The 26,822-nt window shown below is 46.8% G+C and carries 25 protein-coding genes and 1 pseudogene; 25 read left to right on the plus strand and 1 reads right to left on the minus strand.

Features of this window, described 5'->3' with window-relative positions; translation table 11 throughout:
- The 5 genes and pseudogenes from ACLROL_RS09025 to ACLROL_RS09045 all read left to right on the plus strand — a co-directional run.
- A pseudogene (locus tag ACLROL_RS09025) lies at positions 1-409 on the plus strand (hypothetical protein); the annotation flags it as partial.
- 190 nt (positions 410-599) lie between these two features.
- Positions 600-1,802, plus strand: coding sequence for a DNA polymerase IV (locus tag ACLROL_RS09030; RefSeq protein WP_287449512.1), 1,203 nt, complete (start codon positions 600-602; stop codon positions 1,800-1,802).
- Positions 1,803-1,871: 69 nt separating this feature from the next.
- Entirely contained in the window at positions 1,872-3,083 is a 1,212-nt protein-coding gene (locus ACLROL_RS09035) for an ATP-grasp domain-containing protein (RefSeq protein WP_413067716.1), read from the plus strand.
- Positions 3,084-3,124: 41 nt separating this feature from the next.
- Entirely contained in the window at positions 3,125-3,826 is a 702-nt protein-coding gene (locus ACLROL_RS09040) for an aspartate/glutamate racemase family protein (RefSeq protein WP_087201908.1), read from the plus strand.
- A 22-nt stretch (positions 3,827-3,848) separates the two neighbouring features.
- Entirely contained in the window at positions 3,849-5,372 is a 1,524-nt protein-coding gene (locus ACLROL_RS09045) for a Mur ligase family protein (RefSeq protein WP_246599059.1), read from the plus strand.
- A gap of 241 nt (positions 5,373-5,613) precedes the next feature.
- Here the strand turns inward: ACLROL_RS09045 and ACLROL_RS09050 are convergent, their stop codons facing one another.
- Positions 5,614-6,480 carry an arginase gene (locus tag ACLROL_RS09050; RefSeq protein ID WP_087211557.1) on the minus strand — a complete coding sequence of 289 codons (867 nt, stop codon included), beginning with the start codon at positions 6,478-6,480 and terminating at the stop codon, positions 5,614-5,616.
- Positions 6,481-6,641: 161 nt separating this feature from the next.
- Here ACLROL_RS09050 and ACLROL_RS09055 point away from each other — a divergent pair, with 161 nt between their 5' ends.
- From ACLROL_RS09055 to ACLROL_RS09150, 20 genes are all read left to right on the plus strand, one after another.
- Positions 6,642-8,129, plus strand: a complete 1,488-nt coding sequence (locus ACLROL_RS09055) for a UDP-N-acetylmuramoyl-L-alanyl-D-glutamate--2,6-diaminopimelate ligase (protein ID WP_413067717.1) — start codon at positions 6,642-6,644, stop codon at positions 8,127-8,129.
- Positions 8,108-10,336, plus strand: coding sequence for a primosomal protein N' (gene priA, locus ACLROL_RS09060; protein WP_221919268.1), 2,229 nt, complete (start codon positions 8,108-8,110; stop codon positions 10,334-10,336). Before ACLROL_RS09055 ends, priA begins: the two co-directional genes overlap by 22 nt.
- 27 nt (positions 10,337-10,363) lie before the next feature.
- The gene (gene def / locus ACLROL_RS09065) at positions 10,364-10,828 is read left to right on the plus strand and encodes a peptide deformylase (RefSeq protein ID WP_087201900.1); all 465 of its coding nucleotides are present in this window, start codon (positions 10,364-10,366) and stop codon (positions 10,826-10,828) included.
- Positions 10,829-10,842: 14 nt separating this feature from the next.
- Positions 10,843-11,778: a methionyl-tRNA formyltransferase gene (gene fmt, locus ACLROL_RS09070; RefSeq protein WP_087201898.1), complete on the plus strand. Its 936-nt coding sequence runs from the start codon at positions 10,843-10,845 to the stop codon at positions 11,776-11,778.
- A 27-nt stretch (positions 11,779-11,805) separates the two neighbouring features.
- Complete coding sequence (locus tag ACLROL_RS09075) at positions 11,806-12,507, plus strand: zinc metallopeptidase (protein WP_087201896.1); 702 nt, start codon at positions 11,806-11,808, stop codon at positions 12,505-12,507.
- On the plus strand, positions 12,500-13,807 hold the full coding sequence (rsmB, locus tag ACLROL_RS09080) for a 16S rRNA (cytosine(967)-C(5))-methyltransferase RsmB (protein ID WP_288722477.1): 1,308 nt from the start codon (positions 12,500-12,502) through the stop codon (positions 13,805-13,807). Before ACLROL_RS09075 ends, rsmB begins: the two co-directional genes overlap by 8 nt.
- A gap of 2 nt (positions 13,808-13,809) precedes the next feature.
- Positions 13,810-14,844 (plus strand): 23S rRNA (adenine(2503)-C(2))-methyltransferase RlmN, encoded by a 1,035-nt coding sequence (rlmN, locus tag ACLROL_RS09085; RefSeq protein ID WP_413067718.1) that lies wholly within the window; start codon positions 13,810-13,812, stop codon positions 14,842-14,844.
- Positions 14,845-14,854: 10 nt separating this feature from the next.
- Positions 14,855-15,598 carry a Stp1/IreP family PP2C-type Ser/Thr phosphatase gene (locus ACLROL_RS09090; RefSeq protein WP_413067719.1) on the plus strand — a complete coding sequence of 248 codons (744 nt, stop codon included), beginning with the start codon at positions 14,855-14,857 and terminating at the stop codon, positions 15,596-15,598.
- Positions 15,592-17,685: a Stk1 family PASTA domain-containing Ser/Thr kinase gene (gene pknB, locus ACLROL_RS09095; protein WP_087201888.1), complete on the plus strand. Its 2,094-nt coding sequence runs from the start codon at positions 15,592-15,594 to the stop codon at positions 17,683-17,685. The genes ACLROL_RS09090 and pknB overlap by 7 nt, the downstream gene beginning before the upstream one ends.
- A 34-nt stretch (positions 17,686-17,719) precedes the next feature.
- Positions 17,720-18,598: a ribosome small subunit-dependent GTPase A gene (gene rsgA, locus ACLROL_RS09100; protein ID WP_087201886.1), complete on the plus strand. Its 879-nt coding sequence runs from the start codon at positions 17,720-17,722 to the stop codon at positions 18,596-18,598.
- A gap of 11 nt (positions 18,599-18,609) precedes the next feature.
- Entirely contained in the window at positions 18,610-19,272 is a 663-nt protein-coding gene (gene rpe, locus ACLROL_RS09105; RefSeq protein ID WP_413067720.1) for a ribulose-phosphate 3-epimerase, read from the plus strand.
- Positions 19,265-19,966 (plus strand): thiamine diphosphokinase, encoded by a 702-nt coding sequence (locus tag ACLROL_RS09110; RefSeq protein WP_087201882.1) that lies wholly within the window; start codon positions 19,265-19,267, stop codon positions 19,964-19,966. Before rpe ends, ACLROL_RS09110 begins: the two co-directional genes overlap by 8 nt.
- A 448-nt stretch (positions 19,967-20,414) precedes the next feature.
- Positions 20,415-21,119, plus strand: a complete 705-nt coding sequence (locus ACLROL_RS09115) for a helix-turn-helix domain-containing protein (RefSeq protein WP_413067721.1) — start codon at positions 20,415-20,417, stop codon at positions 21,117-21,119.
- Positions 21,116-21,946: an ATP-binding protein gene (locus ACLROL_RS09120; protein ID WP_413067722.1), complete on the plus strand. Its 831-nt coding sequence runs from the start codon at positions 21,116-21,118 to the stop codon at positions 21,944-21,946. The genes ACLROL_RS09115 and ACLROL_RS09120 overlap by 4 nt, the downstream gene beginning before the upstream one ends.
- Before the next feature lie 42 nt (positions 21,947-21,988).
- The gene (locus ACLROL_RS09125; protein ID WP_182466462.1) at positions 21,989-22,858 is read left to right on the plus strand and encodes a ParB/RepB/Spo0J family partition protein; all 870 of its coding nucleotides are present in this window, start codon (positions 21,989-21,991) and stop codon (positions 22,856-22,858) included.
- Between the two features lie 12 nt (positions 22,859-22,870).
- Positions 22,871-23,359, plus strand: coding sequence for a hypothetical protein (locus tag ACLROL_RS09130; protein WP_413067723.1), 489 nt, complete (start codon positions 22,871-22,873; stop codon positions 23,357-23,359).
- Complete coding sequence (locus ACLROL_RS09135) at positions 23,356-23,916, plus strand: MT-A70 family methyltransferase (RefSeq protein ID WP_050625204.1); 561 nt, start codon at positions 23,356-23,358, stop codon at positions 23,914-23,916. Before ACLROL_RS09130 ends, ACLROL_RS09135 begins: the two co-directional genes overlap by 4 nt.
- Complete coding sequence (locus tag ACLROL_RS09140; RefSeq protein ID WP_050625203.1) at positions 23,909-24,220, plus strand: DUF5720 family protein; 312 nt, start codon at positions 23,909-23,911, stop codon at positions 24,218-24,220. The genes ACLROL_RS09135 and ACLROL_RS09140 overlap by 8 nt, the downstream gene beginning before the upstream one ends.
- Before the next feature lie 80 nt (positions 24,221-24,300).
- A complete protein-coding gene (locus ACLROL_RS09145) occupies positions 24,301-24,789 on the plus strand; it encodes a PcfB family protein (protein ID WP_050625202.1) in 489 nt (162 codons plus the stop codon).
- Positions 24,786-26,558 (plus strand): VirD4-like conjugal transfer protein, CD1115 family, encoded by a 1,773-nt coding sequence (locus tag ACLROL_RS09150; protein ID WP_050625201.1) that lies wholly within the window; start codon positions 24,786-24,788, stop codon positions 26,556-26,558. Before ACLROL_RS09145 ends, ACLROL_RS09150 begins: the two co-directional genes overlap by 4 nt.
- The last annotated feature ends 264 nt before the right edge of the window (positions 26,559-26,822 follow it).

A 26,822-nucleotide genomic window follows, 5' to 3' on the forward strand; every position in this document is an offset into this window, starting at 1 on the left:
AATATTGAATTTTCAAGGTTCAACACACCGTATTGGTGTGGGAAGTTTTAGTAACAAAACAAAACAATACCAGTTACACCATCTGCATGATGCCGCATACGGCTCCATGATTCCGGTCGAAAGTCTATACCGGGGAGATTTTCAAAACTATTCCGCTTTATACTTTGAACTTCCAACCCCTATATCAAAAAGAGGATTGCATACCAAACCCGCCGGAAAATATCTGAGGGCTTTCTGCAAAGGCAGTTGGGATAAGCTGCCGGGCAGATACAAAGAAATCCTTGATTATGCCGATAAGCAAGGATTCTCTTTGACGGGGTATTCTTATGAAACGGGTATCAACGAAACAGTTATTGACAATTTCAACGACTATATCACACAAATTGAAATACCAATCAAATTGGAATAATGTAGGCTGCTGTCTATCAAATTCTTGTGTGTTACTTTATGGCACATGAGCATTGAGTTAAGGATGCAATCTGGAAAAGAGACAGGATGAGACTGGAATCCTGCCTCTTTTGCTGTTAATATAGAGATAGATTTGGAGAATATCCTGCACCCTGAACAAGTGCAGTCCGAAAAGCAAAGGGGGAACTGCTATGTGTCCGACAATCTTTCATATTGATGTGAATTCGGCGTATTTGAGCTGGACAGCCATAGAGTATCTGAAAAAAGGTGCAGACGAGGATCTCAGAGATATCCCGTGCATTATCGGAGGCGACCGGGAATCGCGTCACGGGGTGGTGCTGGCAAAATCTATCCCGGCAAAACGATTTGGCATCCGAACCGGCGAACCGGTTGTAAATGCCCTGAAAAAATGCCCGGATCTCAGAATGGAGCGACCGGATCATAAACTCTATGCCCGGTACAGCAGACAGATGATGAATCTTTTAAAAGATTACACACCGGATATTGAGCAGCTTAGCATCGACGAATGCTTCCTGGATTTTACCGGGATCGCATATCGCTTTTCAGATCCCATAGAAGGAGCTTTTGATATTAAAAACCGGATCCGAGATGAGCTTGGATTTACTGTCAACATCGGGATTTCTACCAACAAATTGCTGGCAAAAATGGCATCCGATTTTGAGAAGCCGGACCGTGTTCACACACTTTTCCCAAAGGAGATGCCGGAAAAAATGTGGCCCCTTCCAGTGTCTGAGCTCTATATGGCGGGACGCTCCAGCGTAGAAGTGCTGAGAAAGCTGGAGATCCGGACGATAGGAGAGCTGGCAAAAGCAGATCCGAACTTCCTCTCCCTTCATCTGAAGAGCCATGGCAGGACACTTTGGGAATTTGCCAATGGAATCGGGGATGATATCGTTCGCTCGGAGGCGGAAGAAGCAAAAGGGATAGGAAATTCCATCACACTTTCCAGGGATGCAGAGACGGCGGAAGAGGCCCGGAAGGTTCTCCTTTCATTGTCGGAAAGCGTCGGGCGAAGACTCAGAAAGGCGCAGAAGAAAGCGGGAATGGTAAGTGTGGAGATACGCTATGCCAACTTTCGGAATGTATCCCATCAGGCGATACTGGACACACCTTCACAGGCGGACAGTGTCATCTATAAAGCAGCGTGCAGACTGTTCGGAGAACTATGGAGCGGAGAACCCATCCGGCTTTTGGGAATCCGTACCGCCAAGCTTCATGAAGAAGACGTCCCTTTGCAGATGAATCTTTTTGACTATATGGAAGAAAAAAAGAAGGATGAAAAGCATCAGAAACTTGACCAGGCTCTCGATGAGATTAAGAAGAAATTTGGGGATGACGCGGTATTCCGTGGGACGCTGATGGACGGGAAATAGCGTTTGACAGCATTTTCTGTGAGAGGTATAATAAAATGATGTGAATAACGAGAAAAGAGGAAGAAAAAGATGGAATTTGTGCAGAGAGAATTCGTACCTGTACTCCTTGGAGGGGACATCAACACATACAGTGTGGCAAGAGCTTTCTATGAGCAGTACAAGGTAAAGACATATATCTTCGGGAAATACCCGACAGGTCCAAGCTATCAGAGTAAAATGATCGAGTATCATGCCAATCCGAAGATCGATACCGATGACTATTTTCTGAAAACAGTCAACACATTTGCAAAGAAACGTAAAGATAAGAAGATCGTGCTCGTAGGATGCGGAGACAGCTATGTAGCGCTCATCAGCAAGCACAAAAAAGAGCTGGAGCCGAATATCATTGCTCCATATATCGACTTTGACCTGATGAACAGTCTGCAGCAAAAAGAAACTTTTTATAACCTGTGTGAAAAACACGGAGTAGATTATCCAGGTACATTTGTTTATAAAAACGGCATGTCCATGGATTTTAAGATTGACTTCCCTTATCCGGTTATCCTGAAGCCATCTGACAGCATCAAGTACTGGGAGCATCCTTTTGATACACAGAAAAAAGTATATACCATCGAATCAAGACAGGAGCTGGAGACTGTGATCGGCCAGATTTACGGCGCAGGGTATGATGATAACCTGATCATACAGGATATGATTCCGGGGAACGACGAATATATGCGCGTGCTTACTTCCTATTCGGACAGAAACGGAAAGGTAAAAATGATGTGCCTTGGCCATGTACTTTTGGAAGAACACACGCCGCACGGTATCGGAAACCATGCAGTGATCATTACAGAACCAAACGACGGTCTGATGAAGCGTGTCAAAAATCTTCTGGAAGATATTCACTATGTGGGATTTTCCAATTTTGATATCAAATACGATAAAAGGGACGGGAAATACAAATTTTTCGAGATCAATACAAGACAGGGGCGCAGCAACTATTATGTGACTGGCTCTGGCTTCAACGTTGCAAAATATATAGTGGAAGAGTATGTCTACGGCAAAGAACTGAAATTTGAGACGGCCAAGGAGGAGCATCTCTGGATGGTTGTCCCGAGAGCGGTAGCATTCAAATACGTGAAAGATCCGAAATCAAAAGCTCTGATGAAAAGGCTGATAAAAGAGAAGAAGATGGTCAATCCTGTATTTAAGATGGGAGATCTGGGACTGCACCGCTTCTACCGCATGGTTCGGACTCATTTCAGTCACTTTATCAAATTTAAAAAGTACTATAGTTAAGAGCAGGAAAGGGCATCTTTGCACTATATAAGGAGGGGACTATGAAAGGAAAATTAGGAGTCATCGGCGGTATGGGACCCGAGGCAACCGCATATTTTTACGAAGAAGTCATCCGCCATACGAAGGCAGACTGTGACCAGGAACATATCAATATGGCGATTTTAAGCCATGCCCAGATGCCGGACCGGACAAAAGCCATCATAAGCGGAGAAGACAAAGAGCTGTTGGAAGCCATGAGGGAAGATGTACATGCCATGGAGCTGCTTCATGTGGACCATATCGCGATCCCATGCAATACGTCACACTATTTTTACGATCAGATCCAGGCTATGACAGATATTCCCATCATCCATATGCCAAGGGAAGCGGTAAGATACGCTGCAGACAGATATGAAGGTGTCAGAAAGATCGGCATTATGGGGACAGACGGAACGATTTCTTCCGGTATCTACCACAAAGAATGCGAAAGGCTGGGGATCGAGGCTGTCTCACCGTCCGAACAGAGACAAAGAGATGTGATGTCTCTGATCTACGACGATGTAAAGGCAGGAAAAAAGGGGGATTACCAGAAATTTGAGCGGACGATGGAAGAGTTTATCAAAAAAGACTGTGATGCGGTCATCCTCGCATGCACGGAGATTTCCGTCTTTAAAAAAGATCACGTCCTCCCGGCAATCTGTCTGGATGCTATGGATGTCCTGATCCGGGAATCCATCCTGCGCTCAGGCGCACAGTACAAATAAACAGCAATAAAGGAGAAAACATATGGCACAGATGAAAAGCGACACGCTGAAAACATATGCCGAACTTCTGAAAGAAAAGGGAATGCTTCTTGAGGCGGAACTTTTCGGACAGGAAGACAAGAAAGCCCGAATATTAACCTATGACTCCCGGGAAGTAAAGGAAGATACGATCTTCATCTGCAAGGGGGCTGCGTTTAAGGAAGAGTATCTGCAAAGTGCAGTGGAAAAAGGCGCTGTCCTTTATGTAAGTGAGAAAAAGTACAGCCTTACAAAGGATGTCCCATATTTGATCGTAAAGGATGTCAGAAAGGCTATGCCGGTCCTTGCTGACTTCTTCTACCATTCTGCGTGGGAAGATATGACGGTTATCGGAATCGGAGGAACAAAAGGAAAATCCACCTCTGCCTACTATATGAAGGCTGTCGTGGATGATTATATGGAGCACCTCGGGAAGAAAGAAAGTGCGGTCATCTCATCTATCGATATTTATGATGGGGTAAGTCGAGTGGAATCACACATCACGACGCCCGAAGCGGTAGAGCTTCAAAGACATTTCCGCAATGCAGCTGACAGTGGAATCGAGTTCGTGGAAATGGAAGTGTCAAGCCAGGCATTAAAATACAATCGGGTAGATAATCTGATCTTTGACGTGGGAATTTTCCTGAATATTTCAGAAGATCATATCAGCCCTATTGAACATCCTGATTTTGCCGATTATTTTGCTTCCAAGATGAAAATGTTTGCCCAGACAAAACATGCGGTCGTCAATCTCGACGCAGACTTTTCAGATCGGATCCTGGAGGAAGCGAAGGCGGCCGGGGATATGGTTACTTTCAGCACAAAATGTGAAGAAGCAGACTATTATGGTTATAATATCCGAAAAGACGGACATGAAACGAAGTTTTCCGTGAAAGCAAAAGACTTTGACGAAGAATTTATTCTGACTATGCCAGGTCTTTTCAATGTGGAGAATGCACTGGCCGTAATCGCGGCGGCGGAGATTCTTGGTATTCCGAGACAGTTTGCCCATTCCGGACTCCAGAGGGCACGTTCCAGCGGGCGGATGGAATTGTACGCAAGCAAAGACAAGAAGATCATCGCCATCGTAGACTATGCGCACAATAAACTGAGTTTTGAGAAGCTTTTCTCTTCCACAAAAGAAGAGTATCCGGATTATGGAATCGTTTCGATCTTTGGATGTCCGGGGAAAAAAGCTTATATCCGCAGAAGAGACCTTGGGACTATCGCCGGAAAATACGCTGAGAAAGTATATCTGGCAGCTGAAGATCCTGGATATGAGCCGGCAGAGGACATTTCAAAGGACATTGCCCAGTATGTGGAAGCGCAGCATTGTCCGTATGCCATCATCGAAGACCGTGGGGAAGCCATCCGTACCGCCATCCGGGAAGCGAAAGACAAGACGGTTCTTCTCGTGACTGGAAAAGGCAATGAGACGCGGCAGAAATATGGATGTGAGTATATTGACTGTCCGTCCGATGTGGAATACGTAAAGAAATATTTAGAAGAATACGATAGCGGGAAATAAGACGAAAAGCGGACAGGAAGCCTAACGGCTTCTTGCCCGCTTTCTCTCTCGTTATGACGCAATCGGAGTAAAAACACAAATGATGCAAACTAATACTGCGTCAGTCAGCCACCCATACCAATATTTCTGCACGGAAGAAAACAGAGAACAGATGCTGCGCGAGTTAATACACATAGCCAGAACAAAATATGGTGCAGAGCCGACATTTACGTTTCAACTTATTGTTGTATCAGGTATTTTTTCAATTCTTTCCTGATTTTTCGATAAAATCCACAAGTTCAGAGACGAAATCAGCAGTCCTGTTGCCCTTATCGTACTCCTGATTGAATTCCACAATGTCGTACGAAAGGATGTGAAGTTCATTCATAAGCCTGCGGAACATCAGAAACACATCTTCCTCGTCAAATCCGCCTGGTACAGGTACGGAGACGCCCGGCATGATGTCAGGATCCATAGAATCAATGTCGAAACTCAGATGAATGTGGTTCAGATGAGAAAGATGTCGGATCGTCTCGGTAAGACATTGGTCAAGCCCTTTGTCACAGATTTCCTCATAGGTATAGTAGAGAATCTTCTGCTCGTTGAGGATCGTAAGTTCCGGTGGATCAATATCCCGAAGTCCCAGGTAAACGATATTTTCTGGCTTGTATTTCGGTCCCTCTTTTAAAAAGCCAGTCAGTTTCGGGTTTCCCATTCCCAGGAGCGCAGAAACCGGAACACCGTGGATATTTCCGGTCACTGTCGTCTGGTCTGTATTGATATCCGCATGGGCATCGATGTAGATCAAACCGGTATCTTCCCCAAACGTGTCTTTCACGTAGACACTGGATGCGGAGGCGGATCCCATGACGACACTGTGATCCCCGCCAAGAAAAATCGGAGTTTTTCCAATCTCCAGCACAGAATACATATACTGGGCGATACTCTGGCATGTAGCGGCAACCGTATTTAAATTTTTAAGAGGGGTGGAAGCATCCTCTTCCATGATAATCTCAGGCAGCTTTGCGATCCGGAGATTCTCATACCTGTTTCTGAGATAATCCAGACTGTATTTGAGTCCCGGAGCACCTACCCCATGGTGCATCGGGCATCCAAAAATACTGAACATAAAAACCTCCAATGAAAAATTATTCTTTGACAGGATTTCAGTATAACACGGAAAGTATGAAATAACAAGATGCCCCGATGGAAGTAGGCGGTTGGCGAAAAGTAACAATTATGTTATGATTACTTATATTGATAGAAAGAGCTATCGGGAACTCATGGAATATGAAACTTTCGGGACTTCTTCATACGATCGCATATGAAAGGCTGGAAGGCACGAAAGAAATCCCTAATACGGAGGTCACAGGAGTATTCAGCAATTCCAGGGATGTGATCCCCGGAAGTATTTTCGTCTGCATCAGGGGAAGTGTCTGCGATGGAATCACATATGGAAGGGAAGCCATAGAAAAAGGAGCGGCGTTGGTAGCCGCACCAAAAGAACAAAAAGAAGAGCTAAAAGCCATTTTGAAAGCTGGAAATGAATGTGCAGGCATTCTCGTGGAAGATGAAAGGGAGGCGTTGTCTGTTCTTGCAGCCGCCTACGAAGGATACCCGGCAGAGTCACTTGTCATGATCGGCGTGACTGGGACGAAGGGAAAAACAACAACCGCTTATATGATACGGCATATTCTGGAAGATGCAGGATATCGTGTCGGGCTTTTAGGAACAATCGAGCAGTTTGATGGGGAAAAAAGTATTCCCTCCGTGCACACAACGCCAGACGCAGTATGCCTGCATAGAGAGTTGGGGAGAATGAGAGAAAACGGCTGCGATATCTGTGTGATGGAAGTTTCCAGTCAGGCACTTAAGCTTGAACGGACATATGGCATCATGTTTGATATCGGTATTTTTCTGAATCTCGGGAAAGATCATATCAGCCGATTTGAGCACAGCGATGAGGCGGAATATCTGGAGTGTAAAAGAAAACTTTTTCTCCAGAGTGATTTCGGGGTCGGAAACCGGGATGACAAAAGATATGACGCTGTTTTCCGTGATACTCCGTGCCGCAAGATCACTTATGGGATACGAAGCGGAAGATTCCGGGCAGAGAATATTTTCACGGATACGTGGGTCGATGGAAGGCCGGGGGTAATATTTACACAGGACAAAACGGAGTACGCGATCCCTGTCCCAGGGGAATATACGGTGTACAATGCGCTGGCGGCGATCGCGGTCTGCCGGATGATGGGTGTGGACAAAGAAAAAATCCGAAAGACTCTGAGACAGTTTTCGGTAAAAGGAAGAGCCGAGTTTATCAAAATTCCGGGAGGTGCAGTGGCTGTCATCGATTATGCACACAACGCTATGAGTCTTAAGAGCTTTCTTGACACAATGCGTAAGTACCGGCCGCATCGGCTTATTACCGTCTTTGGATGCGGTGGGGGGAGGGCAAAGGACAGAAGATACGAAATGGGGCGCGTATCGGGTCTGCTTTCGGATCTGACTGTTATCACGTCGGATAATCCACGATGGGAAAACCCGGAGGATATCATGGAGGATATCGAAGAGGGAATCCGGGAGACGAAAGGGGACTATATAAAAATCCCGGATCGAAGAAAGGCGGTGGACTTTGCGGTAGGGATGGCTCGAGAGGGGGACATCATTGTGGTGGCTGGAAAAGGCCACGAAGCATACCAGGAAATACAAGGAATAAAATATGAAATGGACGAACGGAGATTGGTAGAAGAAGCATGTATGCACAGATCATCATAGACATCACACACGAAAAGCTGGATCGTATTTTCGAATATCGTGTTCCGGAAGAGCTGGAAGGACAGCTTATCATTGGAGACGGAGTTATCGTGCCGTTCGGCAAGGGGAACGCGAGACGGAAAGGATACATCGTAGGATTTGCAGACGACTGCCGTTATGATCCCGCAAAGATCAAGGAAATCCTGGAGAGGGCCCCGCATACGATGGCGGTGGAAGAGACGTTTCTTTCCCTTGCAGCCTGGATGAGAGAGCATTACGGAGGGACGATGATCCAGGCTCTCAAGACAGTCCTTCCTATCAAAAAGAAAGAAAAGAAGAAAGAAAAGAAGATCGTAAGACGGCTCATATCAGAAGAGGAAGGAAAAACACTGCTTGAGTCGTTCCTTCGGAAAAATCAGCGGGCGAGAGCGCGTCTTCTTGCTGCGCTTCTGGAAGATGAGGAAGTTGACTACACATGGATTACGAAAAAACTGAATATCACATCTCCTGTTATCCGGGCTCTGGAAGAAAAAGGAGTGTTGGAAGTTTCAGCCGAAAGGATTATTCGAAATCCTGTGAGACATAAACCAGCTGAATTGAAAGAACTTACCTTTACGCCAGAGCAAGAGAACGCAATTTCCCATTTTCGGAAGGATTATGAAAGCGGAAAGCGCGGCACTTATCTCGTATACGGTGTGACGGGAAGCGGAAAGACGGAAGTATACATGGAGATGATACGTACGGTAACGAAGGCGGGAAAACAGGCGGTAGTCCTGATTCCGGAGATTGCACTGACTTATCAGACAGTTATACGCTTTGTGAGAAATTTTGGCGACCGGGTGTCAATCATGAATTCCAGACTATCCAAAGGCGAGAGGTATGATCAGACTGAACGTGCAAAAGCCGGAAAAATCGATGTAGTCATCGGCCCGCGATCGGCGCTATTTACTCCATTTCCGGACCTTGGGCTCATTGTGATTGACGAAGAGCACGAGACCACGTATAAAAGCGAACAGATGCCCAGGTACCATGCTAGGGAGACGGCAGAAAAACTGGCACAGCTTTGCGGGGCAAGCGTAGTGCTAGGCTCTGCAACCCCTTCTATGGAAGCGTTTGACCGATGCAGGAAAGGGAAATACACATTGCTCCGTTTGAGAAAAAGGGCAGGAAGCCAGAGTATGGCGAATGTGACCACGGTAGATATGAGGAAAGAACTGAAAAACGGAAACAGGTCCATTTTAAGTGACTGCCTCAGCCAAAAGATAAAAGAACGACTTCTCAAGCGGCAGCAAGTCATGCTTTTTCTTAACCGGAGAGGATTCGCGGGCTTCCTGTCTTGCAGGTCATGCGGATATGTAGTAAAATGTCCTCATTGTGACGTATCGCTGTCCTGGCACAAAGGAAATCGGATGGTATGTCACTATTGCGGGCATGAAGAACCTGTGCCGACGGTATGTCCGGCATGCGGATCCAGACACATCGGGGCTTTTAAAGCAGGCACGCAGCAGGTTGAAGACATGGTAAAAAAGGCGTTTCCCGAGGCGCGAGTCCTTCGGATGGATATGGATACGACGAGAGAAAAGGAAGGATATGAGAAGATCCTGTCCTCCTTTTCCAATCAGGAGGCGGATATCCTGATCGGGACCCAGATGATCGTCAAAGGACACGATTTTCCAAATGTGACGCTTGTAGGTGTCCTTGCTGCAGATATGTCTCTTTACACGAGCGATTACCGCGCAGCAGAGCGGACATTTTCTCTTCTTTGTCAGGCTGCGGGGAGGGCCGGAAGAGGGAGCGAACCTGGCGAAGCGGTCATCCAGACATACAGTCCGGATCACTACAGTATCCGGGCGGCTGCCAAACAAGATTATGAGACGTTTTTTGAGGAAGAAATGCGCTACAGAGAGCTGATGGGGTATCCGCCGGCAGAGCATCTGATGGCTGTGCTGATGAGTTCCGAGGACGGTGCATTATTGGAAAAGGGTGGATATTATCTGAAAATGTTCACAGAAAAGACAAAACACAATGATAAGATGGAGATTATAGGTCCAGCCAGTCCGCCGATCGGGAAGATCAAGGATGTGTACCGAAAGGTACTGTACGTAAAGCATCCGGACTACGAAGTGCTTGTAAAAACAAAAAACAAAATGGAACAGTATATAGAGGTCAATGCCGGATTTTCAAAAATACGAATCCAGTTCGATTTTGATCCGGTACAGTCCTTTTAAAATTTATAGAAAAAGAGAGGGAAAATCATGGCAATCAGAAAGATACGAGAAGTCGGAGATGAAGTTCTGACAAAGAAATGCAAAAGCGTAGACAAAATGACACTGCGGACACAGATCCTGATCAAGGATATGTTTGACACAATGTACGACGCTATGGGCGTGGGACTTGCTGCGCCGCAGGTGGGCATCTTAAAACGCATCGTTACGATCGATGTGGGAGAAAACCCGATCGTGCTGATCAATCCGGAGATCCTTGAGACAGACGGAAGTCAGACAGGGGAAGAAGGATGCTTAAGTCTCCCGGGCAAATACGGCGTTGTTACGAGGCCGAATCATGTGAAAGTGAAGGCGCTGAATGAAAATATGGAAGAGGTCATCCTGGAAGGAGAAGGCCTTCTTGCCAGGGCTTTCTGTCATGAGATCGAGCATCTGGACGGACTGATGTACATGCGGCTTGCAGAAGATGGGATCCATGACAACAGTGCTGAGTAAAGAGGAGGAAGACAATGAAAGTCATTTTTATGGGGACGCCGGAATTTTCGGTAGGTACACTGGAGGCACTGATCGAGGCTGGGCACGAGGTTGTTCTTGCGGTAACACAGCCGGATAAGCCAAAAGGACGGGGACACGAGATGCAGTTTCCGCCGGTCAAAGAAGCGGCTTTAAGATACGGGATCGAGGTATATCAGCCAAGGAGAATCCGGGAAACAGAATGTATAGAAAAGCTTCGGTCCTATCAGGCGGACATTATGGTAGTAATTGCTTTTGGGCAGATTTTGCCAAAGGAGATTCTGGAGATGACGCCGTATGGATGTGTCAATGTCCATGCATCGCTTCTGCCGAAATACAGAGGTGCGGCGCCGATCCAGTGGGCGGTCATTGACGGAGAGCAGGTAAGCGGTGTCACGACAATGCAGATGGATGAAGGTCTTGACACGGGAGATATGCTTCTGAAGACGGAAGTGGTGCTGGATCAGAAAGAGACCGGCGGAAGTCTTCACGACAAACTTGCAAAAGCAGGGGCAGCACTTTGCGTAGAGACATTAAGACAGATGGAAGCAGGAACAGTCATACCAAGCAAGCAGGGAGAAAGCCCGACTGCCTATGCCAAGATGCTGGACAAGACGCTGGGAAAAATTCGCTGGGAAGACAGCGCAGCGTCCATCGAAAGGCTGATCCGAGGTTTAAATCCGTGGCCAAGTGCATATACTACCTGGGACGGGAAAATAATGAAACTGTGGGCGGCGGACGTATCGGAAGAAGAAGGACCGAAAACTGCGGTGCCAGGAGAGATTGTCCGCGTGGAAAAAGATGCGTTCACGGTAAAAACAGGTCTTGGCTTGCTTATAGTCCGGGAACTACAGATCCAGGGAAAAAAGAGAATGGATGCAGGATCCTTCTTAAGGGGAGCGAAGATCAAAGAAGGAACGGTACTTTCATAGTACCGGCAGTATAAAGGAGAGACATACATGCCATTTTTCTATTTTGATCCCACATACAGTCTGGTCATCATCGGCGTGCTGATCTGTATGGCGGCGTCGGCACGTGTGAAATCCACTTACGCAAAATATAGCCGTATGCGGAGTCACACAGGGATGACAGGAAGAGAAGCAGCAGAAAGAGTGCTGAGAGGAGCCGGAATTTATGATGTGCGTGTCGAGCATATCAGGGGAAACCTGACGGACAACTATGATCCGAGAAATAAAGTGCTTCATCTTTCAGATACGACGTACAATTCTGCATCCGTGGCAGCCATCGGAGTAGCGGCACACGAGTGTGGACATGCGATTCAGCACGCCAGAGGCTATGCGCCGATAAAGTTGAGAAGTGCGATCGTGCCGGTGGCAAATTTTGGATCAGCCATTGCCTGGCCATTGATTCTTTTTGGACTCCTTTTTCACAGTGAGTCCTCCGCCATGCTGATCAATCTGGGAATCCTTGCATTTTCTTTTGCAGTTCTGTTTCAGCTTGTGACGCTGCCGGTGGAATTCAATGCTTCCAGCCGTGCGATCCGTATTCTTGGAGATACGGGAATGCTTTATCCGGATGAACTCTCTGCAGCGGGAAAAGTGCTCCGGGCAGCTGCCCTTACTTATGTGGCAGGTGCGGCGTCGGCCATTCTTCAGCTTCTGCGAATCCTGATATTAACAGGAGGACGACGAAATGACTAAAACGACAAATGAGAGAGAGCTTGCTCTGGCGGTGCTTCTTTCTGTTTTGAAAGAAGGAGCGCCGGCGCATCTGGCTCTTCGGAATATTCTTGAAAAATATCAGTATATCGATAAAAAAGAGCGGGCCTTTGTCACGAGGGTCGTGGAAGGAACGCTGGAACATCTGATAGAGATCGACTACATCATCGATCAGTTTTCCAAAGTAAAATCAGCAAAAATGAAACCGGTTATCTGTATGATCCTCCGGATTTCTGTCTATCAAATGAAATATATGGATCATGTTCCGGATTCCGCTGTCTGCAACGAGGCGGTCAAGCTGGCAAAGAAAAAGGGATTTCAAAGTCTGGCGGGATTTGTAAACGGAGTGCTTAGAAATATCGGGAGAAATCTTTCCAGCATTACATATCCGAAAGAGCCGAAAAGCCTCTGCTGGTCTGTTCAGTATTCCATGCCGGAGTGGATCATAGATAAATGGCTTTTGGCCTACTCTGAAGATACAGTAAAGACGATTCTGCAGGATATTCAAAGGGAAAAACCGACTTGTATCCGGTTCGATCCGGACAAGATTTCAAAAGAGGACTTAACAAACAGGCTTTTGGCCGAAGGAGTGGAAAAGGCAGAGGAACATCCGCTTTTGCCATATGCACTTCTTATATCCGGGTATGACTACCTTGGTTTTCTGGAAAGTTTTGAAGAAGGGCTTTTCTATGTGCAGGATGCAAGTTCGATGATGGCGGTGGAAAGTCTTCCTGTGAAATCGGGGGACTATATCATTGATGTGTGCGCTGCACCTGGAGGGAAGGCGCTTCATGCGGCGGAAAAACTTGCTGGGACAGGTCATGTGGAGGCGCGTGATCTGACGGAATATAAAGTAGGGCTGCTGAAAGAAAATATCGAAAGATGCGGTATGAGAAATGTGGAGGCAGTCAGGATGGATGCTCTCGTGTATGATGAGGCATCTTGTGAAAAGGCGGATATTGTGATCGCTGATCTTCCATGTTCAGGTCTTGGAGTCCTCTCAGGGAAAAAAGATATCCGTTACAGGATGACAGAAAAGCAGACCACAGAGCTTTCACAACTTCAGAGAAAGATGCTCTCTGTCGTGAAAGACTATGTGAAGCCAGGAGGCTGTCTATTGTACAGCACATGCACGATTAACAGAGAAGAAAATGAGGAAAATACCGCATGGTTTCTTGGGGAATATCCGGAGTTTGTATTGGAAAAGGAAAAGCAGTATCTGCCGGGCATCGATCCATGCGATGGTTTTTACCTTGCGGTACTGAAAAAACAGGAGTCTTAAAGATGGAAAAGAAAGATATCGGTTCTTATACATTGGAAGAGTTACAAAAAGAGATGGCACAAATCGGGGAAAAGCCATTCCGGGCAAAACAGATCTACGAATGGATTCACAAGAAGCTCGTCCAGTCTTTCGATGAGATGAGCAACCTTTCAAAAACACTTAGGGAAAAGCTTGACCAAAACTATGAGATCGCGCAGGTAAAACTCGTGGAGCGGCAGATTTCCCGGATAGACGGAACAAACAAATTTCTCTTTGAGTTAAGTGACGGCAATATGGTAGAAAGTGTGCTTATGAAGTATAAGCACGGAAACAGTGTCTGCATTTCGTCCCAGGTTGGATGTCGGATGGGATGCCGTTTCTGTGCATCTACCATTGGAGGGCTTGTGAGAAACCTGACTCCGTCTGAAATGCTGCGGGAAGTGTACGAGGTGCAGAAATTAAGCGGCGGACGTGTATCCAACATTGTCATTATGGGAACGGGGGAACCTCTTGACAATTACGACAATTTTGTCCGTTTTATCCGGATGGTAAGCGATGCGAACGGCCTCAATATCAGCCAGAGGAACATCACAGCGTCTACGTGCGGCATCGTGCCGAATATCCGGAGATTGGCGGAGGAACATCTGCAGATCACGCTTGCGCTTTCTCTTCACGGTTCCACACAGGAGAAGCGGAAAAAACTTATGCCGGTGGCAAATAAATACGATCTTTCAGAAGTGCTCGATGCATGTGATTTTTATTTCAGAGAAACCGGACGCAGAGTGACATTTGAGTACAGTCTTGTCCATGGAGTCAATGATACGCCGGAAGATGCAGCGGAACTTACGCGTCTTTTGAAGCATCGCAACTGCCATCTGAATCTGATTCCAGTCAATCCGATAAAGGAGCGGGATTTTCAGAAACCTGACAAAAAATCTGCCATGATTTTTCAAAATAATCTTGAAAAAAATGGGATTAATGTTACTATTAGAAGGGAAATGGGCTCTGATATTGATGGAGCCTGTGGTCAGTTGAGAATAAAACACAGACAAGAATAAGGAGATGTAAATGAAAACATTTTCAATGACTGATATTGGAAGAAGAAGGGAAATCAATCAGGATTACGTGTTTGCGACGGATCAGCCGATTGGAAATCTTCCGAATCTGCTTGTGGTGGCCGATGGTATGGGAGGACACCGGGCAGGAGATTTTGCTTCCAAATATACAGTGGAAGTTCTGGAGAAAGAAGTACGAAACAGCAAAGAGACGCACCCGGAAGCAATTATCGGAAGTGCGATTCAGACTGCAAATGAGAAACTGATACAGGAAGCAGAAAGCGACAGCAGGCTGGAAGGGATGGGGACGACACTTGTGGCTGCCACTATCATGGACCGCACTTTGTATTTCGCGAATGTGGGGGACAGCAGGCTGTATTTGATAAATAAAGAAATCCGACAGCTTTCAAGAGACCATTCCATGGTAGAAGAGATGGTAAGGCTTGGAGGACTGACAGAAGAAGAAGCAAAGCACCATCCGGATAAAAACATTATCACGCGGGCTATCGGCGTCAAGAAAAGGGTAGAGCCGGACTTTTTTGAATATCGTCTGAAAGGTGGAGATATCATTTTGATGTGCAGCGACGGGCTGACAAATATGGTAGATGACGACGAGATTTTCCAAATCGTAAAAAGTTCCCGCGATATTGTGGAAGCAGTAGAAAATTTGGTACAGAGAGCAAATGAAAACGGCGGTGCAGACAACATAGGGGTAATTCTGGCAGAGCCGTATGCAGATGAGGTGAGTGTATGGTAAAAGATGGTATCGTATTAGGGGAGCGGTATGAGATCATAAGCAAACTCGGCGCCGGAGGGATGGCCGATGTCTATAAAGGCCGCGATAAGATGCTGAACCGGTATGTGGCGGTCAAAGTACTGAAGAAAGAATACCGGGAAGATGAGACATATGTAAAGAAATTTCGTTCGGAGGCACAGGCTGCGGCTGGTATCATGAATCCGAATATTGTCAATGTCTACGATGTGGGGCTGGATCGTGGACTGTACTATATGGTTATGGAACTGGTGGAAGGCATTACGCTGAAAGAATATATTGCCAAGAAGGGAAGACTGACGCCAAAAGAAGTCATCAGTATTACCCTGCAGGTATGTGCCGGCATGGAGGCGGTACATAAAGGGCATATTATTCACCGGGACATTAAACCGCAGAATATTATCATTTCCAATGAAGGGAAGGTAAAGGTTACAGACTTTGGAATTGCCAAAGCTGCAAGTTCCAATACGACAAGCTCTAACGCCATGGGATCTGTCCATTATACATCCCCGGAACAGGCAAGGGGAGGGTTTTCCGATGAGAAGAGTGATATTTATTCTATCGGTATTACCATGTATGAGATGATTACAGGACGGGTTCCGTTTGATGGGGAGACGACAGTAGCCATTGCTGTCAAACATCTCCAGGAGGAGATTGTTCCTCCTTCAGAGTATGTGGATATCCCGTATAGTCTGGAGCAGATCATCCTGAAATGTACACAGAAAAATCCAGATAAGCGTTATCCGAACGTGACGCTGCTCTCCCAGGATCTGCGCCATTCCCTATCAGATCCAGAAGGAGATTTTGTGAGAAATACGGCGGCAGCGGCAGCAGGGTCTGAGACCGTGGCTATTACCGATGCTGAGAGGCGGAAGATACAGGATCGTTATACGGGACGTTACGACGATGAGTACGATGATGAGTATGATGATGACGAATACGATGACGAGTACGATGAACCATACGATGACCGTTATGATGATGAATATGATGATGGGTACGATGATGACGACCGGTATCATGCAAGAGGCAAAAAAGGCACAAAACCTCGCATGAGCAAGACGATGAAAATTATTATGATTTTGATTGCGGTTCTGGCTGTCTGCGCGGCGGTGTTCGGTATCGGAAAAGCGTTTGGCATATTTGGATCGGAAAGAACCCAGGTAGAAGAAAAAGAACAGGTTGATGTGCCGGATCTTTCTGGTCTTACAGAGGCACAGGCAAGGGATGCCGCTGAGAAGCGAGGATTTAAATTGAAAGTGGCAGGGGAAGAAGCATCCGATGAAGAAGAAGGAACTGTCATCGACCAGACGCCGGCATATGGAAAACAGGCTAAGAAAGGTTCTACTATCGAAGTGACGCTCAGCAAAGGCCAGGAGATGGTGGCAGTGCCGGATGTTGCAGGAGATGACATCAGCACAGCTACCCGTAAGATAGAAGATGAAGGCCTGAAAGTGGGTGGAACGGAAGAAGAATACAGTGATGAGTACGAAGAGGGCGAGGTCATCCGAACGAGTCCTTCCGCTGCACGGGAAGTGGAGAAAGGAACGGAAGTTACTCTCTACGTGAGCAAAGGGGAAAACCCATCTACCCAGACAGTGACGGTACAGAATTTTGTGGGAATGCCGGAAGATGATCTGATTTCCTGGGCGGACAGCAATGGAATTTCCGTATCCCGTTCTGAGACGTACAGCGATACGTACGAAGAAGGAATGATCATTTCCCAGTCACTAAAGAGTGGGGAAATTTCCAAAGGCACGACGATTTCGTACGTTGTCAGCAAAGGAAAGAATCCGGATGAAGGCAATAGCGGAACTGATAGCGGAGATGACAATAAGAATCCGGACAGCGGTAATTCCGGAACAGAGGATCCGGACGGCAACACGGGATCATCCTCTACGGATTCCAAAGGTATCTGGGAATCCAATATTGCAGCATGGGCATCTGAACACGGAATCAAAGATTATACGATTAAATATGAGAAAAGCTCATCCGTGGAAACAGGTAAAGTAATCCGGCATGAGACGGGAAGCGACGGAAAGACTGTCTTTTATGTGAGCAAGGGAGCTTAAGGCAGTGCCGGAAAAAATACGACAGGAGACTTTCATGCAAGGAAAAATTGTGAAAGGGATTGCCGGATTCTACTACGTTCACGTAGTAGGATCCGGTGTTTATGAATGCAAGGCCAAAGGAGCATTCCGAAAAGAAAAACGAAAACCACTTGTCGGCGACAATGTGGAAATCGACATTTTGGATGAAGAAGAAAAGACAGGGAACATCACGGAGATCCATAGGAGAAAGAACGAACTGATCCGGCCGGCTGTGGCCAACATCGACCAGGCATTAGTTGTCTTTGCTGTGACGAAACCGAAACCGCATCTGAACCTTCTGGATCGGTTTCTCGTCATGATGGAATGTAAGGAGATTCCTGTCGTTCTTTGTTTTAATAAAAAAGATCTGTCAGAAGACAGAGAGTGGAAAAAGCTGCAGTCAATCTATGAGACATGCGGCTATCCGACGATCTTTTCAAGCGCGGCAAAAGAAGAAAATATCGATATGGTACGGCAGGCTCTGCACGGAAAGACGACAGTGCTGGCAGGACCGTCGGGAGTAGGAAAGTCATCCCTCATTAACCTTCTCCATCCGGAAGCTGGCATGGAGACAGGGGATATCAGCAGGAAGATTGAGAGAGGGAAACACACGACAAGACATTCCGAACTTTTTCCGCTGGACGAATGCTCTTATATTATGGATACGCCGGGATTTAGTTCCCTTTATGTCAACGATTTTGAAAAAGAGGATTTGAAGATGTATTTCCGGGAATTTGAGCCTTATGAGGGAGAGTGCCGCTTTCAGGGCTGCAGCCATATACATGAACCTGGATGCAGAGTCAAAGAGGCGCTGGAAGCAGGGAAAATCCCCGAAAGCCGTTATAAAAACTATCTGGAAATGTACAAGGAACTGGAAGAAAAAAGACGTTACTAGAGGAGGTAGACATGAAGTATATTTTGGCACCGTCTATTCTTGCAGCGGACTTCAAGTGTCTGGAAAAGCAGATGAAGATGACGGAGGAAAGTGGGGCAGAATATCTGCATTTTGATGTGATGGATGGAATGTTTGTACCTAGTATCTCTTTCGGGATGCCGGTACTGAAATCCATTCGAAACGCTACGAATCAGGTTATGGATGTCCATCTGATGATACAGGAGCCGATACGATATGTGGAAGAATTTGCAAAAGCGGGCGCAGATATCATCACAGTTCATCTGGAGGCGTGTTCAGATGTGCAAAAAACGATCGAAAAAATCCGGGACTGTGGAAAAAAAGCTGCCATATCAATCTGTCCAGAGACGCCGGCAGCAGAGCTGGCGCCGTATCTTGAAATGGTGGATATGATCCTGATCATGAGCGTACATCCGGGATTCGGAGGACAAAAATTTATTCCGGATTCCCTTCAGAAAATCCGGGATGTGAAAGCTATGGTGGAAGAGAAGAATGTAAAGACAGATATCGAAGTGGACGGCGGGATCTACACGACGAATGTGGAGGATGTGCTGGATGCGGGTGCAAATGTCATTGTGGCAGGCTCTGCAGTGTTCGGAGGCGACCCGGCTGCAAACACGAAAGCAATGATGGAGATTTTGAAAAAGTATGAGTAGGATTACGATTATCATAACTGGAGGGGATGTAAATGACGCATTTGTCTTGTCCGTGCTGAATGCCTATCCCCAGAAAAGAATCATCGGAGTAGATAAAGGGCTTGAGGTTCTTTACCGGAATAAGGTGCTTCCGGATTATATTGTAGGAGATTTTGACAGTATCAAAGAGGAAGTGATCAGATATTACAGAGATGAGACAGACGTGCCGATCCGGGAATTTAATCCGGTAAAAGACGCCTCGGACACAGAGATTGCGATCAGGCTTGCCATCACACTTGGATGTGACAAAATGATCCTTCTCGGAGCTACAGGAAACCGGCTCGACCATGTATGGGCAACAGTCCAGTCGCTGGAGATCGCAAGCTCCGCCAATGTGGAAGCAGAGATTTTGGACAGGCATAATCGGATTCGCCTCTTTGACGGAGGACAGGAGATTCATCTGAAAAAGGCAGAGGCGTTCGGCAAATATTTTTCCGTATTCCCATGGAATGGGGATGTGGAGCGTCTTACCATCAAGGGTGCGAAATACCCCCTGGAAAATCATTACCTGAAGCCTTGCGACAGCTTGTGTGTCAGCAACGAGATACAGGATGAAGAGGCGGTAATTTCCTTTGCATTCGGAAAGATCCTTTTGATGGAAACAAGAGACGAATGCGGGGAGCAGGAGACGGTGCGTTCTGCGCATGCCCTGTAATAGAACAAAAGAATGGAGAAAAATTGAGATGAAATTAGGAATTGTAAGTTATGCTCCTAATTTTATATCTCAATGCTTGTCTCTAAATGCCCATAAAGCGTGATAGAATCAAGGTTTTCCGTATATTGACCCATATAAAGATTTATATATCTCTATGCTATAGAATGCCGAAATGGTGTAAAAATGGTGTAGAGAAATCAAAGGTACACAGGCGTAAAAAGTCTCACTGCAACCAAAAAATCGGGCTTCAGCTATAGGATAAGCCCAGATAAAAATGAATTGAACATAGAGCGGTTATCTGCCGTCAGGAGAAATCCTGGCTGGCGGGTAACCGCTCTTTTTTTGTTTCTGCCGCTACTGGTAGAAGCAGAAACTATGCAATGCAAGGAGGTTTTGTGAAATGAACAATATGTTGTTTACGAGTGCAGAGCCGTAAGGAGGTGGTCGGATGGCTGTTTTCCGGGTAGAGAAAAATGCCAACTATACAACCATGTGTAACTACCATCTGCGGGATCAGACACTGAGTCTGAAAGCAAAAGGACTTCTTTCCATGCTTCTCAGCCTGCCGGACACATGGCACTACTCTGTAAGAGGGCTTGCGGCAATCTCCTTGGAAGGTGTGGACGGTATTCTCACTGCCCTGAAAGAATTGGAAACACATGGCTATCTGGAACGCCGTCAGCTTCGTCAGCCGAACGGTCGCTTGGGACAAACGGAGTATGTGATTTTTGAAAAGCCGAAATTGCAGCCGTGTATGGATTCACCGTGTACGGAAAAGCCGGATACGGTAAGTCCGAGTACGGTTCCACCGTATACGATAACTCCCTCACAAAGAAGTAAAGAAGGATCAAGTAAAGAACAATTAAGTACAGATGAGAAGGCAAAAACAGTATCACAACCTTCTCGTCATCGGTACGGAATGTATCAGAATGTACTTCTTTCGGACGAAGAATTGCAAAAGCTCCAAACTGAGTTTCCAGCAGACTATCAGAGCCGCATTGAACGATTGTCGGAATATATGGCTTCCAGCGGAAGGCGTTATAAAAATCATTTAGCTACCATTCGTAGTTGGGCAAGGCGGGATTCCAAACAGTCCAAACTGCCAGCCTACAACCACGATAACTATCGGTACAAGGAGGGAGAAAGTTTATGAATACAATGTTCGGTTTTCTGGATCGTATTCAGGTTCAGAAAGAACCTGGGCCAGAGCAGTATCTCGGCGAAGATGGACTCATTTATTGTGGGAAATGTCATACGCCGGTTCAATGCCGGATCACATTTGAGGGCAGAGAACGGATCATGCCCTGCATCTGCAAATGCCAGAAGGAAGAACGGGAACGGCAGGAACAGCGTATGAAGGAGGAAGAGCAGCTGCTCTATGTCCGTCGTCTAAAAGCGGCAGGTATCCAGGAGCGACATCTTCAGGATTGGACATTTGCATCAGCGACGGATACTCCCAGCGTCCAGATGGCGAAACGGTATACGGAGAATTGGAAGAAGGTCAAGGCAGAAAACCTTGGTCTTTTACTTTGGGGCGATGTTGGAACAGGAAAATCATTCCTGGCTGCCTGTATTGCTAATGCATTGTTGGAAAAAGGTGTTCCTGTCCTGATGACCAATTTTTCCAAAATCCTAAACCAGATGGGTGCCATGTATTCGGATGAGCGGTACCGCTATATTGCTTCTTTCAACCGCTTCTCTCTGCTGATTATTGATGATCTTGGAATTGAGCGGAATACCGAGTATGCGCTGGAACAGGTTTACGCTGTTGTTGATGAGCGCTATAAAGCGGGACTTCCATTGATTATCACAACAAACCTGACAATCAGCCAGCTCCGTAATCCTGAAGATGTGGCACACGCCAGAATTTACAGCCGGATACTGGAGATGTGTACGCCTGTACACGTTCCGGGGCTAGACCGGCGCACTGCGATTGGAAAATCGAAGCAGGAACTGGTCAAGGAGGTACTGTTCTCCTAGTAGAAAAACGGCTGTACAGCCGGGAAAGAGAGGGTTTTATGAATGCCTGTAAAAAAGTCTGAACGGGTTCAGGAGATTCCACTCTCTGAATTACACCCGTTCAAAAATCACCCTTTCCGGGTGGTGGATGATGAAGCCATGCAACGCACAGTAGAAAGCGTGGCACAATTTGGCGTATTAGCTCCTGCGCTTGCCCGCCCCCGTTCGGAGGGCGGATATGAATTAGTGGCAGGCCATCGGCGCATGAGGGCATCTGAGCTTGCCGGGCTTGAAACCATGCCGGTGATTATCCGGCAAATGGATGATGATACCGCAACCATCGCAATGGTGGACTCCAATCTTCAAAGGGAGACGCTTCTCCCCAGTGAGCGTGCGTTTGCTTACAAGATGAAGATGGAGGCGATGAAGCATCAGGGAGAACGGACGGATTTAACTTCCGGCCAACTTGGCCGGAAGTCTGACGGTAAAGAATCCAGAGAGCTCATTGCTGAGCAAACCGGTGAAAGCGCCCGTCAGGTTCAACGATTTATCAATTTGACCAATCTGATCCCGGAGCTTCTGGATATGGTGGATCGTAAAGAAATCGCATTCAACCCGGCGGTGGAATTGTCTTTTCTAAAAAAAGAGGAACAGAAAGGTTTCCTGGAAGCTATGGATTACGGACAGTCCACTCCATCGTTGTCTCAGGCACAGCGGATTAAAAAGCTCAGTCAGGCAGGGATGTGTACCCAGGAAGCTATGAACACGATTATGAATGAAGAGAAAAAGAGCGAATTGGATACGGTCACGCTTAAGAATGACGTACTCCGCAAGTATTTCCCGCGCTCTTATACTCCAAAGCAAATGCAAGATACGATTATCCGCCTGTTGGAACAATGGCAGAAAAAGAGACAGCGGGATCAGTCAAGGTAAAGGAGAACAAATATGCTCAACAAAAATGAAATGAATGGTAAAGCCAATGCTGTGGATGTAGATGTGGACTTGCTGGTGGCAGGTATCGGAGAAATGCTGGATGGAATCCGGCACTGCCTGAAAGCTACCGATCTGCACAGCAGTTCAACAGACAGCGATTACATTCTGATGGTCGCTGCGCTTCCGGGGAAAGGTATCCAGGTAAAAGACGTCACCGAATGTTTTGATGTGCTGAAATGCTTCGGCACAGACGATTCCGTAATTCAGGCTCCGGACTGTGATTTGCTTATGAGTTATGATGAACGGCAGGTTCTGGTGCTGGATGGTCGGAAATATCTGGTCGGCCCTGCTGTCTTCTATGATGTGGACGGTGACGGTGAGGACGTTTCTGTGACTGCAGAGGACATCTACGATGTACAGCGCATGGTCGCTAACCGCACGGTAATTCTTTGTGCTGACGGGCAGGACTTTCCGGCGCTTCTGCTGAATGGTGAGGTATGAAGAAATATGAGCTGATTTATGTCGATCCGCCCTGGCGTTACCGCAGCGGCAAGGTACAGGGAGCCGCAATTAACCATTACGCTACAATGTCAGATGAGGAACTATATCAGCTTCCCGTTGCAGAAATTGCGGCAGATAATTGTGTATTGCTTCTGTGGGCAACCTTTCCAAAGCTCCCGGAAGCCCTTCGGCTGATTGAAGCGTGGGGCTTCCAGTACAAGACAGTCGGCTTTGTATGGGTAAAGACAAATCCATCCGGAAACGGCTTTTTTCTCGGCCTTGGCTGGTGGACACGCAGTAATGCTGAGATATGTTTGCTGGCAGTCAGAGGGAAACCAAAACGTCAATGCGCCGGTATTTCTCAGCTGATTATCAGTCCCAGAGAGCGGCACAGCAAAAAGCCGGATATTGTTCGTGATCTGGCAATTTCGCTGGTGGGCGATGTACCGCGCATTGAGTTATTCGCAAGGGAAACGTCTCCCGGCTGGGATGTCTGGGGAAATGAGGTGGATTGCAGCATTACGCTGACGCAATCGGAAGGAGATGCACATGAGTAACGGAAAAACCATTGGTGAACTGATGGAGGAAATGCGTCTGAAAGCTGGCGCAAAGGAGTATCACGGACATGAGTATATGGCACTGGAGCGCTTTGCTGACGATACCCGCCATATGATTATCTTTGATGTTCTGACAAAAGATTCTCCTGTTGGATGGCAAGGTGAGCGAACCCGTTTGTTTTTAACGGATGAAGGGTATCGAAAATCCCTCGAAAATCAGGAAAAAGGTCACATCAAGATTTTAAGCCATGCCCGTGTAGTGCAGGGACACCTGCATTACGATAAAAAAGAACAGATTCGTTGATGCCGGAACGGTAGTTTTTCTACCTGATCCGGCATCTTTCATTTTCCCCGATTCCGTGTTCGGGTTAAGGAGGTGGTCTATTGCAGGAGGAAGTAGAAAACAGGACACTGAATCTGGCGATCAGCACAACAAAGCTGAGTGGTCGGGCGCTGCTTGCGGCGTTTCGGAAATATATGCAGCATCGACGCAATGTAAAAGCAAATAAGCTGGCTGCTGAAAACGAAAAGCCTGTAGGTGAGCAGACCATTGATCAGCTGTTAGGGCAAAATCAGGGTGCCACCAATATTGAGATTGAGAAAACGGACATCAAAGGCTTTAAGAGGTTTCTGGACAAGTATGGCATTGATTATGCCATTACGAAAGATCCGTCCCAGGCGCCGCCCCGGTATCTGGTATTTTTCAAAGCCAGGGACGGAGACGCCATGACGGCTGCGTTTAAGGAATACTCTGCGTCTCTGCTGCAAAAGCAAAAGAAACCGAGTGTACTCAAGCAGCTGAACAAACTGAAGCAGTTGGTGGCTTCCATGCCCGCGAAGGTACGGCAGAAGAAACAGGAGCGTGATTTATGAGTAAGAAAGAAATCAAACGCCTGGTAATTCTGAATATCCCGTATCTGATTCTTGGATTGCTTGCTACCAATCTGGGAGAAGCATGGCGTCTGGCAGAAGGAACGGATATTTCCGCAAAATTGTTGGCGTTCTTCTCCACAGTCGGTCAGGCTTTTGCCAATCCGATGCCCAGCTTCTACCCTTCCGATTTTCTGGTCGGGCTGTTTGCCGGAGGATGTGTCCGGCTGGCAGTTTATCTGAAAGGAAAAAATGCTAAGAAGTATCGCCACAATATGGAGTACGGGTCGGCGCGATGGGGAACAGCCAAAGACATTGAACCGTTCATGGCTCCGAAGTTTGAGGACAATATTATCCTGACAAAAACGGAACGCCTGATGCTGTCGAACCGGCCTGATAATCCGAAGAATGCCCGCAATAAGAACGTCTTAATTGTAGGTGGTTCCGGTTCCGGTAAGACCAGATTCTGGATTAAGCCCAATCTCCTACAGTGTAACTCCAAAGAGTATCCGACTTCCTTTGTAGTCACCGATCCAAAGGGTCAGATTGTCTGCGAATGCGGAAATGCATTGTTAAAGCACGGGTATCGGATCAAGATTTTTAACACCATCAACTTCAAAAAGTCCATGCGGTACAATCCATTCGCCTATGTGCATAGCGAGAAGGATATTTTGAAACTGGTGACAACTTTGATGGCAAATACGAAGGGTGACGGAAAAAGCGGTGACGAGTTCTGGGAAAAATCGGAGAAGCTGCTCTATACAGCGTTGATCGCCTATATCCATTACGAGGCTCCGGTAGAAGAACAGAATTTTGCTACGCTGCTGACATTTCTGAATGCGATGGAGGTCCGGGAGGATGATGAAGAATTTCAGAATCCGGTGGATTTGATGTTTGAGGCACTGGAACGAAAGAAGCCGGATTCCTTTGCGGTTCGCCAATACCGACTCTATAAATTAGCCGCTGGCAAAACCGCAAAGTCGATCCTGATTTCCTGCGGTGCCAGATTGGCTCCATTCGACATTCAGGAATTGCGGGAAATCACTGCCTACGATGAGCTGCAGCTGGATACCCTTGGAGATCGGAAAACGGCGTTGTTCTTAATCATGAGTGATACGGACAGCACCTTCAATTTCCTAATCTCTATGGTGTACACGCAGTTGTTTAACCTGCTTTGTGAAAAAGCGGATGATGTGTATGGAGGTCGGCTCCCGGTTCATGTGCGTTGTCTGATTGACGAAGCAGCCAATATCGGGCAAATTCCCAATTTGGAGAAGCTGGTAGCAACCATCCGAAGCCGGGAAATCTCTGCCTGTCTGGTGCTACAGGCAAAAAGCCAGCTGAAAGCCATTTACAAGGACAATGCGGATACGATTGTCGGCAATATGGATTCGCAGATTTTCCTGGGTGGCTCTGAGCCGACAACACTGAAAGAACTAAATGCCGCCCTAGGTAAGGAAACGATTGATATGTTCAACACTTCTGATACCAGAGGCAACAGCCCGTCATACGGCACAAATTATCAAAAGACCGGTCATGATCTCGCTTCCATCGATGAGCTTGCCGTATTGGACGGCGGCAAGTGCATCCTTCAGCTGCGCGGTGTCCGGCCATTTTTGTCGGATAAGTATGATCTGACCCAGCACCCAAACTACAAATACACGTCCGATTTCGATAAGCGCAACACCTTCGACATTGAGAAATTCCTGAACAGGAAAATGAAATTGAAAAAGAACGATGTCTTTACGGTCGTGGATGCTGACGCTTTGTAACGTAAGTCTGTCTGGAATGGCAGGCTTTTTATTTATGCCATGAATCCCTGATTGCGCAAAGAACAGACCGACTGCGGTAAGCAGAGTAATTTATCTGGTTCTAATGTGCGGTTCATATTCAGGCATTCTCTCCGCCTGCAAAAACAGAATGCAGAAATCACAATATCAAATTAAGAAAGGAAAGACCGAAGCCGGGAGCCGTTGGAAGGAAAAATGCCAGCGGCTTTTGCTTTCTGGCTTTGCTGTGCGGATTCCTATTACAGA

The sequence above is a fragment of the Sellimonas sp. genome (assembly GCF_047234585.1).
Taxonomy (GTDB): Bacteria; Bacillota; Clostridia; order Lachnospirales; family Lachnospiraceae; genus Sellimonas; species Sellimonas caecigallum.